Below are 14,633 nucleotides of genomic sequence, written 5' to 3'. Positions count from 1 at the left end.
ACTCTGCCGGATCTGATGTCTGTCCGACTATAGACGAGGCCGGGCGCCGAGCGGCAGTCTTTTCGTCACACGAAGCCCGGCGCCGCCGCGCCGGCCCGCCGGGGCCCCGCAGCAGGGCGTTCGCAGCATGGAGTTCGGGGCCGAATCCGGCCACACTGGAGGCACCCGGTCTGCCGTCTCCGGCAAGGGATGGAGAGTGAACCCATGCGCCGCCTTGCCAGCCTGCTGCTGCCGGTCGTGATCGCCATCATGCTCGGCGCCATCGCGCTCGGCGGCTATCTCGGCTTCGGCAGCGCGCGCATGGCCTATCTGGCGCTGATCGATTCCCGGCTGGGCGAGATCGCAGCGCGCATCGACGCGGCAGCGGAACAGGCGCTCGGCCTCGGCCTGCCGCTGGCCGGTCAGGATACGCTCGATGCGCTGGCGGCGCGCGAGCGCGCGGCCGATCCGCTGATCGTCTCCATCGACGTGCTGGATGCAGAGGGCATCGTGGTCCATTCCAGCGACCGGAGCCGGACCGGCCGGCCGGCGCAGGCCGGCGACGGCGTCCGGGTGCATCGCAGCGCCATTCTCGGGCCGTTCGGGGCCACGGAAGGGCAGGTGTGGGTGCGTGCCGACAGCGCCGGCATCGACGCGCCGCTCGGCGGTCTGGCACAGGCGGTGCTGCGGGCTGTCGTGGTGGCGGGGCTGGCGAGCATCGTGCTGGTGGTGCCGGCGGTGCTGCTGCCGCTGGCCCGGCTGGGGCGGCAGGCCGGGCTGGCCGAAGGGGCGGCGGCAGCCGATTTCGGCTGGGCGCTGCGCTCGCTCGGCGAGGCGCAGGACCGGCTGGCCGGCGGCGGGCGGCGGGCCGGCGACGCGGTCGCGGCGGGGCTTCCGGCGCCGCGGCGGCGCCCGGTGCCGCGCTTCGACCGGCTGGTGATCGCGCTGCTCGCCGGCATTCTGCTTGTTGCCGTCGCCTTCGTTGCCGGGCGCACGGTGGTGGCGGCCGAACGCATTCTGCTGCCGGCGCTCGATGCCCGTGCAGAGGTTTCTGCCCGCTCGCTCGCCGGCCTCGTCGGCACTGCCGCCGGCTACGGCATCGGGCTCGATGCGCTCTATGGCACCGGCGCCGTGCTGGATGCGGTGGTGGCGGAAAACCGCCAGTTCGCGGCCGCCGCCCTGCTCGATCCCGCCGGCCGGCCGGTGGCGGTGGCGCTGCGGGCCGATGGCGACATCGTACCGGCGGAAGCCATGCCGGCGGGCCTCAGTGTCGTCTCGGCCCCGGTCGCCGGGCCGGACGGGCGCCCCTATGCCCGCGTCGAGGTTGCCGTGCCGCCCTCGGTGGCGGTCGATCTGGTGCGCGACCTCTGGCTCGACATCGCCATCGTGGTGCTGGCCTCGGTGCTGATGACGCTGGAGGTGCTGGCCTTCGTGCTCGGGCTCGATGCCGGCGCCCTGATGCAGGCGTTCTCCCGCCGGCTCGATGCCCTGCGCCGGGGCGATCTTTCCCGGCCGGGCGCGGCGCCGGCGAGCGGGCAGGGCCGGCTGGCGCAGGCCATCGCGGCGGTCGACGGGCAGGTTGCCGGCGTGCGCGCCCGCCACGTCCGCCTCCGGGCCGATGCCGCGGCGGCCGGCGATGCCGGGCTGGTGGCCGCGCTCGACCATCTCGATGCCCGCTTCCGCCTGTCGCAGACCCGTGCCGAGCCGCCGCCGGTGCTGCAGCGGGTGCGGCTGCCGCTGTTTCTGTTCTTTCTGGCCGAAGAGATGACGCGGCCGTTCCTGCCCGGCTTTGCCGCCAGCCTTACGGCGCAGGTTTCCGGCATCCCGCGCGAGCTCGCCATCAGCCTGCCGATCGTGGTGTTCATGGCCATCGTGGCCTTCAGCCAGCCGTGGCTGGCCGGGCTGACGGAGCGTTTCGGCCGTGCGCGGGCACTGCGCCTTGGCGCTGCCGTGGCGGTGGCGGGGTTTGCCGGCACGGCCTGTGCCTCCGGTCTGGGGCCGTTGCTGCTGTTCCGCGCGCTGGTCGCCATCGGCTATGCCGCGGTGTTCGTGGGGGCGCAGGGCATCATCATCGACAACACTGCCGGGCCGACGCGGGCGCGCGGACTGGCGCTGCTGGTTACGGCCATTATGGTGGCGGCGCTGTGCGGGCCGCCGGTGGGCGGCATTCTGGCCGACCGTCTCGGCGTGCGGGCGGCCTTTGTGGTCTGCGCCTGCGTGGCGGCGCTGGCATTTCTGATCGCGCGCTTCACCCTGCCGGCCGACCATGTCAATGCTGGCGCGCGCATCGCCGGCGTTTCGGTGCGCGATATCGCGCGGGTTCTGACGCGGCCGGCCATGGCGCTGCTGCTTGTCGGCTGCGCGTTTCCGGCCAAGCTCATTCTGGCGGGGCTGTCGTTCTTCCTCGTTCCGGTCGTCATGGGCGCGGCCGGGTTCGACGATGCGGTGATCGGGCGTGTGCTGATGCTCTATGCCGTTTCCATGCTGGTGCTGGTGCCGCTGGTCGCCCGCTGGAGCGACGGTGCCGGCCGCCGGCCGGCGTTCGTCGTGGGCGGGGCGCTGGTGGCGGCAACGGCGGTCGTTCACCCGCTGTGGCTGCCGCAGCCGTGGGGCGCGGCGGCGATGGTGCTGCAGCTGGGGCTGGGACAGGCGCTGTCGATCACGCCGCAATCGGCACTGGTGGGCGAAATCGGCCGCCGCATTGCACCGGATTTGCCAGAGAACACGCTCTATGGTGTCTTCCGTCTGGTGGAGCGGCTCGGCAATGCGGCCGGCCCGGCACTGGCGGCGCTGCTGCTGGCGCGATTCGGGGCGCCGGCGGCACTGGCCGGCATCGGCGCCATCGTGGCAGCCGGGGCGCTGGGCTTCGCGCTGGCCAGCCGGCAGGCGGGCGGGCGCAGCGCCGGGGCGGCGGGCGGCCGCAGCGCGGCCGCTGCGTGAGGGGGCAAGGCGTGAGGGTGCAAGGCGCATGATGGGCCGGCATATGAGGGGGCAGGCATGAGGGGGCAGGCATGAGGGGGAGAGCGGGACGATGAGCGGGCCGGAGCGCAGCAACGGACCGGCGCCGGGCGCCGGGGCGGCCGGCGGGGCCGGGCCGGCCGGTTCGCCCCGCGTCAGCCGCCGGGCGCTGCTGGCCGGCGGTGCGGCGCTGCTGGCCTCGCTGCGGCCGGTGCAGGCTGAGGCACCCGCCCATGGCACGGCCGCGCGCGCGCCCTATGTCATCTACATGATCACCTATCGCGGCGAGACCGAGGTGGAGCAGGGCTTTCGCGATTATTTCGCCCAGCGCCAGATCCCGGTCGATCTGGTGGTGCGCGATATCGGCCGCGATGTCAGCCGCGTGCCCGGCCTGATTGACGAAATCCGGCGGCTGAAGCCCGATCTCGTCTACACATGGGGCACCCCGGTGACGCTGGCGACCGTGGGCCGCTGGGACAAGCCGGACCCGCAGAAATACATCACCGACATTCCGGTCGTTTTCACCATGGTGGCGGCCCCGGTGGCGGCGGGGGTGGTGCCGTCGCTCGCCTCTTCCGGGCGCAACGTGACCGGCGCCTTCCATGTGGTGCCGCTCGATGCGCAGATGCGCGCCATGCAGGCCTACCGCCCGTTCGATGCGCTGGGCGTGCTCTACAGCCGCAGCGAGCCGAACTCCGTGGCGCTGGTGGCGGAATTGCAGACCGTGGCGGAGCAGATGCAGTTCCGCCTCGATGCCCGGCCCTTTGCCGCCAATGCCGCCGGGCAGCCGGTGGCCGACGGCGTGCCGGCCATGATCGCCGACATGAAGGCGACGGGCACCGACTGGCTCTACCTGCTGCCGGATACCTTCCTCGGCACGATCTACGACATCACGAAGCCGGCCGCCGCGGCGGTCCGGCTGCCGGCCTTCGGGGCGGCGGAACTCTCCATCCGCAGCGGCGGCGCCCTTGCCGGGCTGGTGTGCCGTTATTATTCGGTCGGCCAGCTTGCCGCCTCGAAGGCGGAGGCGATCCTCACCGGCGGCCAGCCTGCCTCCGACGTGCCGGTGGAAACGCTGAAGCGCTTCTCGCTCATCATCAACATGCCCGTTGCCGCGGAACTGGATCTCTATCCGCCGCTGGCGATGCTGAACTATGCGGAGGTCATCAGTGGCTGACGACGCAGCGGCTGCCGCCGCCTGCGAGGCGCTGGGGCCGGCGGATGCCGGTCCGGTCTATGCCCTGCACCTTGCCGCCATCGCCGATATCGCCGATCGCACGGCCGTGAAGCCGGAAGAGCCGGCCTTCTTCGAAGGGCTGCTGGCCGGGCGCGGCACCATTCTCGGCGTGCGCGAGGCCGGGCGGCTGATCGCCTATGGCGTGCTGCAGCACGATCTGGCGGCCGGCGACGATCCGCGCGACCTGCTCGGCCTTGCCGCCGACGCGCGGGTGGCCAAGCTTGCCGGCGTGGGCGTGGCGCCCGACCGGCGCGGCCACGGCCTGCAGCGCCGGCTGACGCGGGCGCGCGTGGCGCTGGCCGCTGAGCAAGGCTTCGGCCACCTGTTTGCCACCGCCGCGCCGGCCAACCCGGTGAGCTGGGGCAACCTGATGAGCGAGGGGTTCGCCATCGGCGCGCTCGTCGTCAAATATGGCGGCCTGCGCCGCTTCCTGCTGCACCGCCGGCCGGAGCCGCGCCCGCCGGCGCGGCAGTGGATCGCCGCCGACGATCTGGCCGGCGTGGCCGCAGCCCTGTCGGACGGGCTGGCAGGGGTGGCGTTCTGCCGCCGGCCCGGCGCGGTGCGCTTTGCCCGCGACATCGGCTTTGCCCCGCGCGAGGCCGGCGAGGCCGGCCCGTGAGCGCGGCCGCCGCGGACGAGGCCGGCTTTGCCCGCGCGCGGATGACCATCGATCTCGCCCGGCTGCGGCAGAACTGGCAGACCGTGCGCGCCCGCGCCGTGCCGGCGCGCTGCGGCGCGGTGGTGAAGCACGATGCCTACGGGCTGGGGCTGGAGCCGGTGACGGCCGCGCTGGCGGCCGCCGGCTGCGATCTGTTCTGGACGGCGAGCCTGCCGGAGGCGCTGCGCGTGCGCGCCCTTGCCCCGGCCGCCGATGTGCTGGCGCTGGAGGGGCTGGCGGGTGCCCCCCCGGCGGCATTTGCGGCCGCGCGCATCCTGCCGGTGCTGGCGGGGTGGAACGAGGCCGTTGCGGCGGCGCAGGCCGGCCTGCCGGTGGCGGTCATGGTCGATGGCGGGCTGTGCCGCCTTGGCCTGACGGATGGCGAGATGGCGCGCCTTGCGGCCGGCGAGGGGCTGCCCCGCCGGCCCGATATCCGCGCCTTCGTCACGCAGCTGGCCCATTTTGCCGATCCGCGCAGCGGCGCGGCGAAGGCGCAGCTGGCGCGGGTGCGCGCCGCCGTTGCGCCCTTCGGGCCGGGCATTCCGCTCAGCCTGTGTTCCTCGGCCGGGCTGTTCGCGCCGCCGGAAGGCGGCTTCGGCGAGATGGTGCGCAGCGGCAGCGCGCTTTATGGCGTGCAGACCGCGCTGCCGCTGGTCCATCCGGTCGATCCGGTGGTGGCGGTCGATGCTCCGGTGCTGCGTGTGGCCGGGGTGCCCGCCGGCACGCCGGTCGGCTATGAGGGGGCCACGGTCACGCAGCGCGAAAGCCGCATCGCCACGCTCGCCATCGGCTATGGCGATGGCCTGCCGCGCACGCTCGGCTGCGGCCGCGGCCATGTGATGGTGAACGGCCGGCCGGCGCCCTTCATGGGCCGGCTTTCCATGGGGCTTTCCATGGTCGACGTGACCGGCCTTGCCGTGCAGCCCGGCGGGCGGGCGGAGATCGTCGGCCCGGCCCAGTCGCTGGAGGCGCTGGCGGAGGCCGGCGGCACCATCGCCAACGCGCTGATGACCGGCCTTGCCCGCGCCCTGCCGCGCCTCTGGACGGGCGGCTGAGGACGATCAGCCCGCCACGGCAGCGACGCCGCCGGCCACGGTGTCGCTGACCGGGAAGATGGCGATGAAGCCGGAGATCTCGAACACCGCGCGGATGGAGGTGCCGAGCCCGGAAAGCGCCGTCCGGCCGCCGGCCGCGGAGGTGCGCTTGCCGGCCAGCAGAACCACGCGCAGGCCGGCCGACGAGATATAGTCGAGGCGGGCGAAATCCAGCACGAGCCGCGTCTCGCCGGCGGCGATGCGCTCCAGAAGCGCGGTTTCCAGCTCCTTGGCCGTGGTGCTGTCGAGGCGGCCGGTGAGGCTGGCGACCAGAACGGAATCGACATGGTCGAAGGCGAGGCTGAGAGCGGTCATCGACGGGGTCTGTCCTTGAGGAAGAAAAGCAGGAAAAAGAGGGCGCGAACCGGGGCCGGGCTCACAGCGCCTGCCGGGCCGGCGGCCCGGCCGCGGAAAGACGGAACAGCACCACGTTCTGCCGGCCGCGGCGCTGGTAGCTGAGGCTGTCGAGCAGGCTGCGGGCAAGATGCACGCCGAGCCCGCCGATGGCGCGGTCTTCCAGCGCGGCTGTGGTGTCGGGTTCCGGCGCGGTGGTGGGGTCGAAGGCCCGCCCCTCGTCGGTGATCTCGCCGGCGATGGTGTTGCCGTCCAGCCGCAGGCTGAGGTGCACGGGGCCGGCCGGGCGGTCGCGGTAGCCGTGCTCCACACTGTTGGTCATGAACTCATCTACCACCAGTTCCAGCGCATAGGCGGTTGCAACCGGCAGATCGTGACCTTCGGCAAACGCCGACACGGCATCGCGCACATCGGGCAGGGCGGCGATATCGGCCGTGATCGTCAGCTCGATCGCATCCGCCATGCTTGCTCCCCGCGCACTATGTTGCCGGGCCCGTGAACCGGCCCTTCCATCTGGCATCATGAGCCGAATTCGGGTTCCGCCACCAGTCCGATTCTCGTCTGCGATACCGGCCGGCTGTGCCGGCTGCCTTTACCGGCGCGGCCGGCTCTTGCCGCCCGGGCCGCAAAGTCACGGGGCCGCAAAGTCACGGGGCCGGTCACCGGCTTTCTGTCACCGGGCTGCCGTCGCCGGGCTGCGGCGGCGTACCGGCGATCATCGGCCGGGCGCGGTGCCGGCGTCGGATGCGAGTGCGGCCACCACGGCGGCAGCGGCACGGGCCTCCGCCTCGCGGAAGGCGCGCCGCTCGACCGCCTCGCGGTCGCTGCCCCAGAGGCGGATATTCCAGTCTTCGTCGACATGGGCCGCGGTCCACAGATCGTCGAAGGCGGTCTGCCCGTGCAGCAGCGCCAGCGGCAGCAGCACAGAGCCGGTCAGCGTCGTCAGCGACTGCAGCGCGGCGACCAGCAGGCCCGGCCCGTGGGGCAGCGCGCGGTCGATGGCCGCCAGCGCCCCGGCCGGCTGGCCGACATGCATGATGCCGCCGGCCAGCACGAAACGGGCGCCGAGCGCATCGTCCGCCCACGCCAGCACCGGGTCCCAGACGGCGTTCTGCATGTCCACCAGCCCCTGCGGATCCTCTGCGCGGTAGCAGAGCAGGTCCGTTCCCGCATAGCGCAGCATCTCCGCACGCATCGCCGCCACCTCGCCGGCGCCGTCGATGGCGGCGTTGACAAGGCGGGTCAGCGGCATGGTGGCCGGGTCGATGTGAGTTTCCTGCGCCTGCCACTCGGCGGCCACCGCCTCCGCCAGCGCCTGCGAGGGCAGGGCCAGCAGGTTGCGGCCGGGGGTGCGCACCGGCCGGTCGTCGAGGCGCACGGCAAAGCCCTCGCCGGCGGGGGCCACCGAGGCGGTTTTGTAGAACCGCCGCGGGTGCTGCGGCTTCTCCGACCGGAACGCGCTTTCCACCGCGTGGCGGTTCTTCTCCATCCGCGTGGCGTCGTCGTCGCCGGTCGGGGCGGCGAGCTTTTCGAACAGGGTTTCGTCGCTCATGAAAATCTCTTCCCGTCAGCGCGGCCAGCCCAGCAGGCGGGCCAGCGTGCCCTCCAGCTCGGCAAAATGGCTGATCACAACGTCGGCGCCGGTGGCACGCAGAATATCCGGGCTCTGGAAGCCCCAGGAAACGCCGATGCCGCGAATGCCGGCCGCGCGGGCCATGGCCATGTCGAAATTGGAATCGCCCACCATCACCGTGCGCGCGGCCTCGGCCCCGGTGGCGCGCAGAGCATCGTGCACCATGGTCGGGTCGGGCTTGGAGGGGGCGTCGTCGGCGGTGTGCAGGGTGACGAAATGGCGGCCGAGATCGTGGCCGGCCAGAATGTGATCCAGCCCGCGGCGCGATTTGCCGGTGGCAATGCCGAGCAGCACATCCTCGCGCGCGGCAAGGGCGGCAAGCGCCTCGGCTGCGCCGTCATAGAGCGGCTCGCCCTGCGTCATCTCAAGCCGCAGGGTGCCGTAGCGGGTCTTGTAGGCCTCCACCAGCCGGGCCTGAAGATCGGGCGGCAGGCCGGGGGCGAGGGCGGCGATGGCGTGGGGCAGCGACAGGCCGACGATGCCGAGCGTGGCGGCGCGGGCGGGCGGCGGCAGCCCTTCGGCGGCGAACGCATCGCTCATGGCCGCAACGATGAACGCGCGGGAATCGACCAGCGTGCCGTCGACATCGAACAGGATCAGATCCATCAGCGGCCGTCTCCGCAAGTCGTGGCCCCGCCCCTCAGCCGGAGCGCAGCAGCCGCACCGCCTCGTCGCGGCGGAAGAGATAGAGCAGGGCCCGCAGCGCTTCGCCGCGCCGGCCCGTCAGGTCGGCATCGGTTGCCATCACGAGGCGGGCATCGTCCCGTGCGGTTTCCACCAGATCGGCATGAAGCGCAAGGTCTGCAAGGTGAAAGTTCTGCAGGCCGCTCTGCCGGGTGCCCATCAGCTCGCCTTCGCCGCGCAGCCGCAGGTCTTCCTCCGCGATGACGAACCCGTCTTCCGTCTCGCGCATGATCTTCAGCCGCGCCTCGGCCGTCGCGCCGACGGGCGGGCGGAACATCAGGATGCATGACGAGGCGCGGTCGGAGCGTCCCACCCGGCCGCGCAGCTGGTGAAGCTGGGCGAGGCCGAAGCGCTCGGCATGTTCGATCACGATGATGGTGGCATCCGGCACGTCGACGCCGACCTCGATGACGGTGGTGGCCACCAGAACCCGCGTGCGCCCGGCGCGGAAATCGGCCATCGCGGCGTCTTTCTCGGCAGCCTTCTGACGACCGTGGACAAGGCCCACCACCGGGCCCAGCGCCTCCTGAAGCGCCTCGCGGCGGCTTTCGGCGGCGGCAAGGTCGCTCGCCTCGCTCTCTTCCACCAGCGGGCACACCCAGTAGGCCTTCTGCCCGCCGGCGATGGCCGCGCGGAGGCGGGCGACGAGTTCCTCCATGCGCTCGACCGGCAGCACGCGGGTGTCGATCGGCCGGCGGCCGGCCGGCTTCTCGGTCAGCTGCGACACGTCCATATCGCCGAACAGGCCCAGCACCAGCGTGCGCGGAATGGGGGTCGCCGTCATCACCAGCACGTCGGTGCCGCGCCCCTTGTCGGAAAAGGCGAGGCGCTGGTGGACGCCGAACCGGTGCTGCTCGTCGACGATGGCCAGACCGAGATTGGCGAACGCCACATCGCTCTGAAACAGCGCGTGGGTGCCGACCACGAGGCCGATGCGTCCGCTTGCCAGCCCTTCCAGCGTCGCTTCCCGGTCGCGTCCGCGCTCGCGGCCGGTCAGAACCGCGGTCTCGATGCCGGCGGCGGCCGCCAGCGGCGCGATGGAGGCGTGGTGCTGGCGGGCGAGCAGCTCCGTCGGGGCCATCAGGGCGGCCTGCGCGCCGGCTTCCACCGTCATCGCCGCGGCAAACAGCGCGACCATGGTCTTGCCGGAGCCGACGTCGCCCTGCACAAGGCGCAGCATGCGGTGGGGGGCGGCCAGATCCTTTGCAACGTCGGCGATGGCGCTTTCCTGACTGGCGGTCAGGCTGAACGGCAGCGCCGCGCGGATGCGGGGTGTGAGCGAGCCGTCCGGCACGCGCGCGCGTCCGCTCATACGGCGCAGGCGGGTGCGGACGAGGCCGAGCGCAAGCTGACTGGCCAGCAGTTCGTCGTAGGCAAGCCGCGCCCGGGCCGCCTGAAGCGCCTCCGGGGCCGCACCGGCCGGGTGGTGGAGCAGGCGCAGTGCCGTGCCGAACGGCAGCCAGCCGCGCCGCGCAATGAAGGCGGCATCCTGCCATTCCGGCAGTTCGGCCGGCAGGCTTTCAAGCGCCGTTGAGACCGCGCGGGCGACGGCCTTCTGCCCGAGGCCTTCGGTCAGCGGATAGACCGGCTCCAGCTCCGGCAGGGTGTCCAGCCGGTCTTCCGGCACGATATAATCCGGGTGGACCATCTGCGGGCGGCCGCTGAACCACTCCACCTTGCCGGAAACCCAGCGCCGTGCGCCCACCGGCAGCGCGCTTTCCAGCCATTCCGCGCGGGGGTGGAAGAACACGAGGGCGATTTCGCCGCTGTCGTCGCCGGCCACCACGCGGTAAGGCCCGCGACCGCCGGCCCGCGGCGGGTCGTGGCGTTCCACGGTGACGAGCAGGGTTGCGATGCCGCCTTCCGGGGCCTCGGCAACCGGCGGCCGCAGCCGGCGGTCGACCACGCCGGAGGGCAGGTGGAACAGCAGGTCCGCCACCACCGCCTCGCGGTCTGCGCTGCCGGCCAGCAGGCGGCCGAACAGTTCCGCCTGTTTCGGCCCGATGCCCTTCAGCGCCGTCAGGGCGCGAAACAGCGGATTGAGAATTTCGGGCCGCATGGCTTTCTTCCGTCAGGGGGGCGGGGCGCCGGCGTGCGGCCGGCCGGGGCCTCAGCCGGCAGCGGGCGGGCGGGCGGCGGTGCTGCCGGCGATGCGGCCGGAACCGGTGCTGCGGGCCTCCTCCAGTGCGCGGCCGGCCGCCTGCATCAGATGCTGCAGGTCGGTCTCCCGGCCCCGCGCCAGAGCCACGCCGATGCTGACGGTGGTGGCCGGATTATCCGCGCCGATACCGCCCGAGGCGGCAAAGGCCTGCCGCACCCGCTCGGCCACCACAAGGGCCTGTTCGGCGGTCAGGTTGGAAAGCAGCGCGCTGAAGGCCGCCGGCCCCATTTCGCCGAACACATCGTGCCGCCGCAGGCAGTGGCTGGCCACCGCCGCGAAGCGTGCGCGCACCGCGGCGGCTGCCGTCTCGCCATAGCTCTCGGTGAGAACGACCATGTTATCGATGTCGAAGGCGAGAAGCGCCACGGTGGTGCCGGCGGTGCGGGCTGCGTCCAGCTTCGCCTGACTTTCCACCAGAAAGCCGCGCCTGTCGAAAATGCCGGTCACGCTGTTCCTTCCGTCGTGCATGTCGGCGGCAGCGGGTTGCCTGCCTGCCGGCCGGGTGGCGTTGCGGCAATCATGGCAGGGCTGGCTGTCGTGTGCCAGTGCCGGTCTGCGATCCGTGCTGCCGGCCCGGCCGCGCCCCGGAACGGGGCGGCGCGGCCGGGCCGTCTGGCTGCCTCAGACGCCCGCCAGCGCCTGATCGAGATCGGCGATGATATCGCCCACATCCTCGATGCCGACGGAGATGCGCACCACCTCCGGCCCGGCGCCGGCGGCGACTTTCTGCGCGTCGGAAAGCTGGCTGTGGGTGGTGGAGGCGGGGTGGATCACCAGCGAGCGGGTGTCGCCCACGTTGGCAAGGTGCGAGAACAGCTTGAGCCCGGCCACCAGCCCTTTGCCGGCCGCGTAGCCGCCCTTGAGACCGAAGGTGAAGACAGCACCGGAACCCTTTGGCGCATATTTCTTTGCGAGCTCATGGGAGGCATCGCCCGGCAGCCCCGGATAGCTGACCCACGCCACCTTGTCATGGGTGGAAAGGTGGCGGGCCACGGCCAGCGCGTTGTCGCAGTGGCGCTGCATGCGCAGCGGCAGCGTCTCGATGCCGGTTGCCAGCAGGAAGGCGTTGAAGGGCGACAGCGCCGGGCCCATGTCGCGCAGGCCGAGCACGCGGGTGGCGATGGCGAAGGCGATGTTGCCGAAGGTCTCCGCCAGCACCATGCCGTTATAATCCGGCCGCGGCCGGGTCAGCGCCGGGAACTTGTCGGCATGGGCCATCCAGTTGAAGCTGCCGCCGTCGACCACCACGCCGCCGATGGAATTGCCGTGGCCGCCGAGGAACTTGGTGACCGAATGCACCACGATGTCGGCGCCGTGCTCGAACGGGCGCACCAGATAGGGGGTCGCCAGCGTGTTGTCGACGATCAGCGGCACCCCGGCCTTCTTCGCCACCGCGGCGATGGCTGCGATGTCGGTCACGCTGCCGCCGGGGTTGGCGAAGGACTCGATGTAAATCGCCTTCGTCTTCTCGCTGAGGCCGCGCTCGAACGAGGCGATGTCGGTGGCATCCGCCCACACCACGTTCCAGCCGAACGACTTGAAGGTGTGGTTGAACTGGTTGATGGAACCGCCGTAAAGCTGCCTGGCGGCAACGAATTCGTCGCCCGGCTGCATCAGCGCCTGAAAGGTGACGGCCTGCGCGGCGTGGCCGGAGGCCACCGCCAGCGCCGCGGTGCCGCCTTCCAGCGCGGCGATGCGACCTTCCAGCACGGCATTCGTCGGGTTGCCGATGCGGGTGTAGATGTTGCCGAACGCCCGCAGACCGAACAGGTCTGCCGCCTGCTCCGGCGTTTCGAACACGAACGACGAGGTCTGGTAGATCGGCGTGGCGCGGGCGCCCGTGGTGGGGTCGGGCGCCGCGCCGGCATGGACGGCCAGTGTGCTGAAGGCCGGGGTACGGGTATCCGTCATCGGATCACGATCCTTGGAAAGTCGGGGGGGTCTCGGAAAGTCGGGGGTCCCGGGTGTGGCGGTCGGTCCGGCTCAGGGCTGGAGGCGGCCGAGAAACGGATATTCGATGGCCGGGCAGCGGTTGCGCACCACGGCGATGCCGGCGGCCTCGGCCCGGCGGCTTGCGCCCTCGTCGATGACGCCGAGCTGCAGCCAGATCGCCTTCGGCCGCTGCGGCAGCGCCAGCGCCTCGTCGACCACGCCGGCAACGGCGTCGGAGGCGCGGAACACGTCGACCATGTCCACCGGCACCGGAATGTCGGCCAGGCTGCCATAAACGGTCTGGCCGTGGATGGTCTTGCCGGCCTGACCCGGATTGACCGGGATCATGCGGTGGCCCATCTCGATCAGGGTTTCCATCACATGATAGGAAGGCCGGTCCGGATTGGCAGAGGCGCCGACCACCGCAACGGTGTGGCAGCCGGCCAGCACCCGGCGGATGAGATCGGCGCTGGTCGGCGCGGGGGCAATGGCGCCGGCCGTGACGGCGGTTTCAGGGATCTCGGTGGTTTCACGGATTTCGCTGTCGGCCATCGAAGCGTCTCCTTCTCTTTGCCGCCGGGTCGCTGCGGTGCCCGGCGTTCCTGTTGCTGTCACTGCAGCGGGTCGCCTTCCGGCAGCGGCTCGCCGTTGATGGCGGCGCCGATGCGGTCGCGGAACGGTTCGATCACGGCGCTGTTGCCGGGCAGCGGCTTGCTGGCGGCGGCAAGGTCTGCCTGCTGGTGAACCTGCGCGATCAGGCCGTCCTTCTCGTCGCGCGACATGCCGGGCGTCGATTCGATCTCCCGGATGGCGTCGGCAATCTGTGCCGGGTCGGTCAGGCTGTCGTCATAGTCATAGGCCACCAGCACGCTGTTGGTCACGCGGGTCCATTCGTCGAGGCTTGAGTAGCCGCTCTGGCTGAGAACGGCCTCGATGCGGGCGCGGGCCTGCGGCCGCCGTGCCCAGATGGCGAAGGCGGCGGCCGGGTCGGCGGCATCCTCGTCCACGCCGAACTCGTCGGCAAGCTGATCGCCGAGGGCGGCCATCGGCGGCCAGCTTTTCAGAAACTGTTCCACCATCGCCGCGGTCAGCGGCATCTGGTTTTCCGCCGCGTCGGGCGGGTCGGCGGCCGGGCCGGGGTCTGCATCGGCCGGCAGCGTGCCGGGCGGCGGTGCAGCGGGCGGCTGCGGGGGCGTGGCAGCCTGCGGGGCGGCCGGCGCGGCAGCGGAGGGGCCGCCGCCCGGCGGGCCGGCATCGCCCGCCGCGGCAGCCTGAGCCATCGCCGGCACCGGCGTGACGGCGACAACCGCCGGCAGGCAGGCCAGAAGCGCCAGTGCAGCTGAAACAGGGGCGGCAATGCGAACCATGGTATCCTCGTTCCCTCTCGGCCTGCTTATAGACCTGCCGCGGGCCCGATGCGAACACCCTCGGGCGGGGCTGCCGCGCCGTGCCGCGGGAAAGTCTGCGGCTGCAAACGCGGAATTTTCGTGTCAAAACAGGTGGTAATATAATACCATATTTATAACACCTTGTTTTAATGCGATAATTTCACGAAGGCCGACCGTTTCGGGTCTTGACGGAGCGGGCGGCTGCCGGTAGAGAAGCGCCATTCCGTTTCCGGCCGGGCCATGAGCATCGCTTCGAGCGTTGCTTGTTCCGGTCTGCCGGGCGGACGTGATCCCCCCGCGATCCTTTCGCGTTACGAGGAAGCAGCCGGCCCGGCCAGAGTTCTGGCGCAACGGCCGGCCTGCCTAGTGGAAAAGAACGCCCATGAAGACCTATACGGCGAAGCCCGAAGAGGTCGAGAAGAACTGGATCCTGATCGACGCCGAAGGGCTCGTCGTCGGCCGGCTTGCTTCCCTGATTGCCATGCGCCTGCGCGGCAAGCACAAGCCGACCTTCACGCCCCACGTCGATTGCGGCGACAACGTGATCGTTGTCAA

Annotated in this window: 14 protein-coding genes; 5 read left to right on the top strand and 9 right to left on the bottom strand. The window is 71.7% G+C overall.

Features of this window, described 5'->3' with window-relative positions; genetic code table 11:
• Positions 1 to 204 precede the first annotated feature (204 nt).
• From V7067_RS05945 to V7067_RS05930, 4 genes are all read left to right on the top strand, one after another.
• Entirely contained in the window at positions 205 to 2,919 is a 2,715-nt protein-coding gene (locus V7067_RS05945; protein WP_334174964.1) for an MFS transporter, read from the top strand.
• A 91-nt stretch (positions 2,920 to 3,010) separates the two neighbouring features.
• Positions 3,011 to 4,114 (top strand): ABC transporter substrate-binding protein, encoded by a 1,104-nt coding sequence (locus V7067_RS05940; RefSeq protein WP_334174963.1) that lies wholly within the window; start codon positions 3,011 to 3,013, stop codon positions 4,112 to 4,114.
• A complete protein-coding gene (locus V7067_RS05935) occupies positions 4,107 to 4,793 on the top strand; it encodes a GNAT family N-acetyltransferase (RefSeq protein WP_334174962.1) in 687 nt (228 codons plus the stop codon). Before V7067_RS05940 ends, V7067_RS05935 begins: the two co-directional genes overlap by 8 nt.
• Complete coding sequence (locus V7067_RS05930; protein WP_334174961.1) at positions 4,790 to 5,887, top strand: alanine racemase; 1,098 nt, start codon at positions 4,790 to 4,792, stop codon at positions 5,885 to 5,887. Before V7067_RS05935 ends, V7067_RS05930 begins: the two co-directional genes overlap by 4 nt.
• A 6-nt stretch (positions 5,888 to 5,893) precedes the next feature.
• Here V7067_RS05930 and V7067_RS05925 read toward each other — a convergent pair whose 3' ends face one another.
• The 9 genes from V7067_RS05925 to V7067_RS05885 all read right to left on the bottom strand — a co-directional run bounded on the left by V7067_RS05925 (position 5,894) and on the right by V7067_RS05885 (position 14,057).
• Positions 5,894 to 6,241: an STAS domain-containing protein gene (locus V7067_RS05925; RefSeq protein ID WP_334174960.1), complete on the bottom strand. Its 348-nt coding sequence runs from the start codon at positions 6,239 to 6,241 to the stop codon at positions 5,894 to 5,896.
• 61 nt (positions 6,242 to 6,302) lie between these two features.
• Positions 6,303 to 6,743 carry an ATP-binding protein gene (locus tag V7067_RS05920; protein ID WP_334174959.1) on the bottom strand — a complete coding sequence of 147 codons (441 nt, stop codon included), beginning with the start codon at positions 6,741 to 6,743 and terminating at the stop codon, positions 6,303 to 6,305.
• A 252-nt stretch (positions 6,744 to 6,995) separates the two neighbouring features.
• Entirely contained in the window at positions 6,996 to 7,832 is an 837-nt protein-coding gene (locus tag V7067_RS05915; protein WP_334174958.1) for an ATP12 family protein, read from the bottom strand.
• Positions 7,833 to 7,847: 15 nt separating this feature from the next.
• Positions 7,848 to 8,519, bottom strand: a complete 672-nt coding sequence (locus tag V7067_RS05910) for an HAD-IA family hydrolase (RefSeq protein ID WP_334174957.1) — start codon at positions 8,517 to 8,519, stop codon at positions 7,848 to 7,850.
• A gap of 34 nt (positions 8,520 to 8,553) precedes the next feature.
• Complete coding sequence (recG, locus tag V7067_RS05905; protein WP_334174956.1) at positions 8,554 to 10,656, bottom strand: ATP-dependent DNA helicase RecG; 2,103 nt, start codon at positions 10,654 to 10,656, stop codon at positions 8,554 to 8,556.
• A 51-nt stretch (positions 10,657 to 10,707) separates the two neighbouring features.
• Positions 10,708 to 11,205: a GGDEF domain-containing protein gene (locus V7067_RS05900; protein WP_334174955.1), complete on the bottom strand. Its 498-nt coding sequence runs from the start codon at positions 11,203 to 11,205 to the stop codon at positions 10,708 to 10,710.
• Positions 11,206 to 11,379: 174 nt separating this feature from the next.
• The gene (locus V7067_RS05895) at positions 11,380 to 12,669 is read right to left on the bottom strand and encodes an O-acetylhomoserine aminocarboxypropyltransferase (RefSeq protein WP_334174954.1); all 1,290 of its coding nucleotides are present in this window, start codon (positions 12,667 to 12,669) and stop codon (positions 11,380 to 11,382) included.
• A 72-nt stretch (positions 12,670 to 12,741) separates the two neighbouring features.
• Positions 12,742 to 13,242: a CoA-binding protein gene (locus V7067_RS05890; RefSeq protein ID WP_334174953.1), complete on the bottom strand. Its 501-nt coding sequence runs from the start codon at positions 13,240 to 13,242 to the stop codon at positions 12,742 to 12,744.
• A gap of 59 nt (positions 13,243 to 13,301) precedes the next feature.
• The gene (locus V7067_RS05885) at positions 13,302 to 14,057 is read right to left on the bottom strand and encodes a hypothetical protein (protein WP_334174952.1); all 756 of its coding nucleotides are present in this window, start codon (positions 14,055 to 14,057) and stop codon (positions 13,302 to 13,304) included.
• 403 nt (positions 14,058 to 14,460) lie between these two features.
• On the opposite strand from V7067_RS05885, the gene V7067_RS05880 reads away from it, so the two are divergent.
• Positions 14,461 to 14,633, top strand: a 173-nt coding sequence (locus tag V7067_RS05880) for a 50S ribosomal protein L13 (RefSeq protein WP_334174970.1), incomplete at its 3' end; no start/stop codon positions are given.

Source organism: Pseudoxanthobacter sp. (genome assembly GCF_036822375.1).
GTDB lineage: Bacteria > Pseudomonadota > Alphaproteobacteria > Rhizobiales > Segnochrobactraceae > Pseudoxanthobacter.
This window is presented reverse-complemented; position numbering and strand designations above follow the sequence as displayed.

What these genes read in the sequence shown, in the direction of transcription:
- V7067_RS05945 (WP_334174964.1), top strand. Translation starts at nt 205, where the DNA reads ATGCGCCGCCTTGCCAGCCTGCTGCTGCCGGTCGTGATCGCCATCATG.
- V7067_RS05940 (WP_334174963.1), top strand. Translation starts at nt 3,011, where the DNA reads ATGAGCGGGCCGGAGCGCAGCAACGGACCGGCGCCGGGCGCCGGGGCG.
- V7067_RS05925 (WP_334174960.1), bottom strand. Translation starts at nt 6,241, where the DNA reads ATGACCGCTCTCAGCCTCGCCTTCGACCATGTCGATTCCGTTCTGGTC.
- V7067_RS05920 (WP_334174959.1), bottom strand. Translation starts at nt 6,743, where the DNA reads ATGGCGGATGCGATCGAGCTGACGATCACGGCCGATATCGCCGCCCTG.
- V7067_RS05915 (WP_334174958.1), bottom strand. Translation starts at nt 7,832, where the DNA reads ATGAGCGACGAAACCCTGTTCGAAAAGCTCGCCGCCCCGACCGGCGAC.
- V7067_RS05910 (WP_334174957.1), bottom strand. Translation starts at nt 8,519, where the DNA reads ATGGATCTGATCCTGTTCGATGTCGACGGCACGCTGGTCGATTCCCGC.
- recG (WP_334174956.1), bottom strand. Translation starts at nt 10,656, where the DNA reads ATGCGGCCCGAAATTCTCAATCCGCTGTTTCGCGCCCTGACGGCGCTG.
- V7067_RS05895 (WP_334174954.1), bottom strand. Translation starts at nt 12,669, where the DNA reads ATGACGGATACCCGTACCCCGGCCTTCAGCACACTGGCCGTCCATGCC.
- V7067_RS05890 (WP_334174953.1), bottom strand. Translation starts at nt 13,242, where the DNA reads ATGGCCGACAGCGAAATCCGTGAAACCACCGAGATCCCTGAAACCGCC.
- V7067_RS05885 (WP_334174952.1), bottom strand. Translation starts at nt 14,057, where the DNA reads ATGGTTCGCATTGCCGCCCCTGTTTCAGCTGCACTGGCGCTTCTGGCC.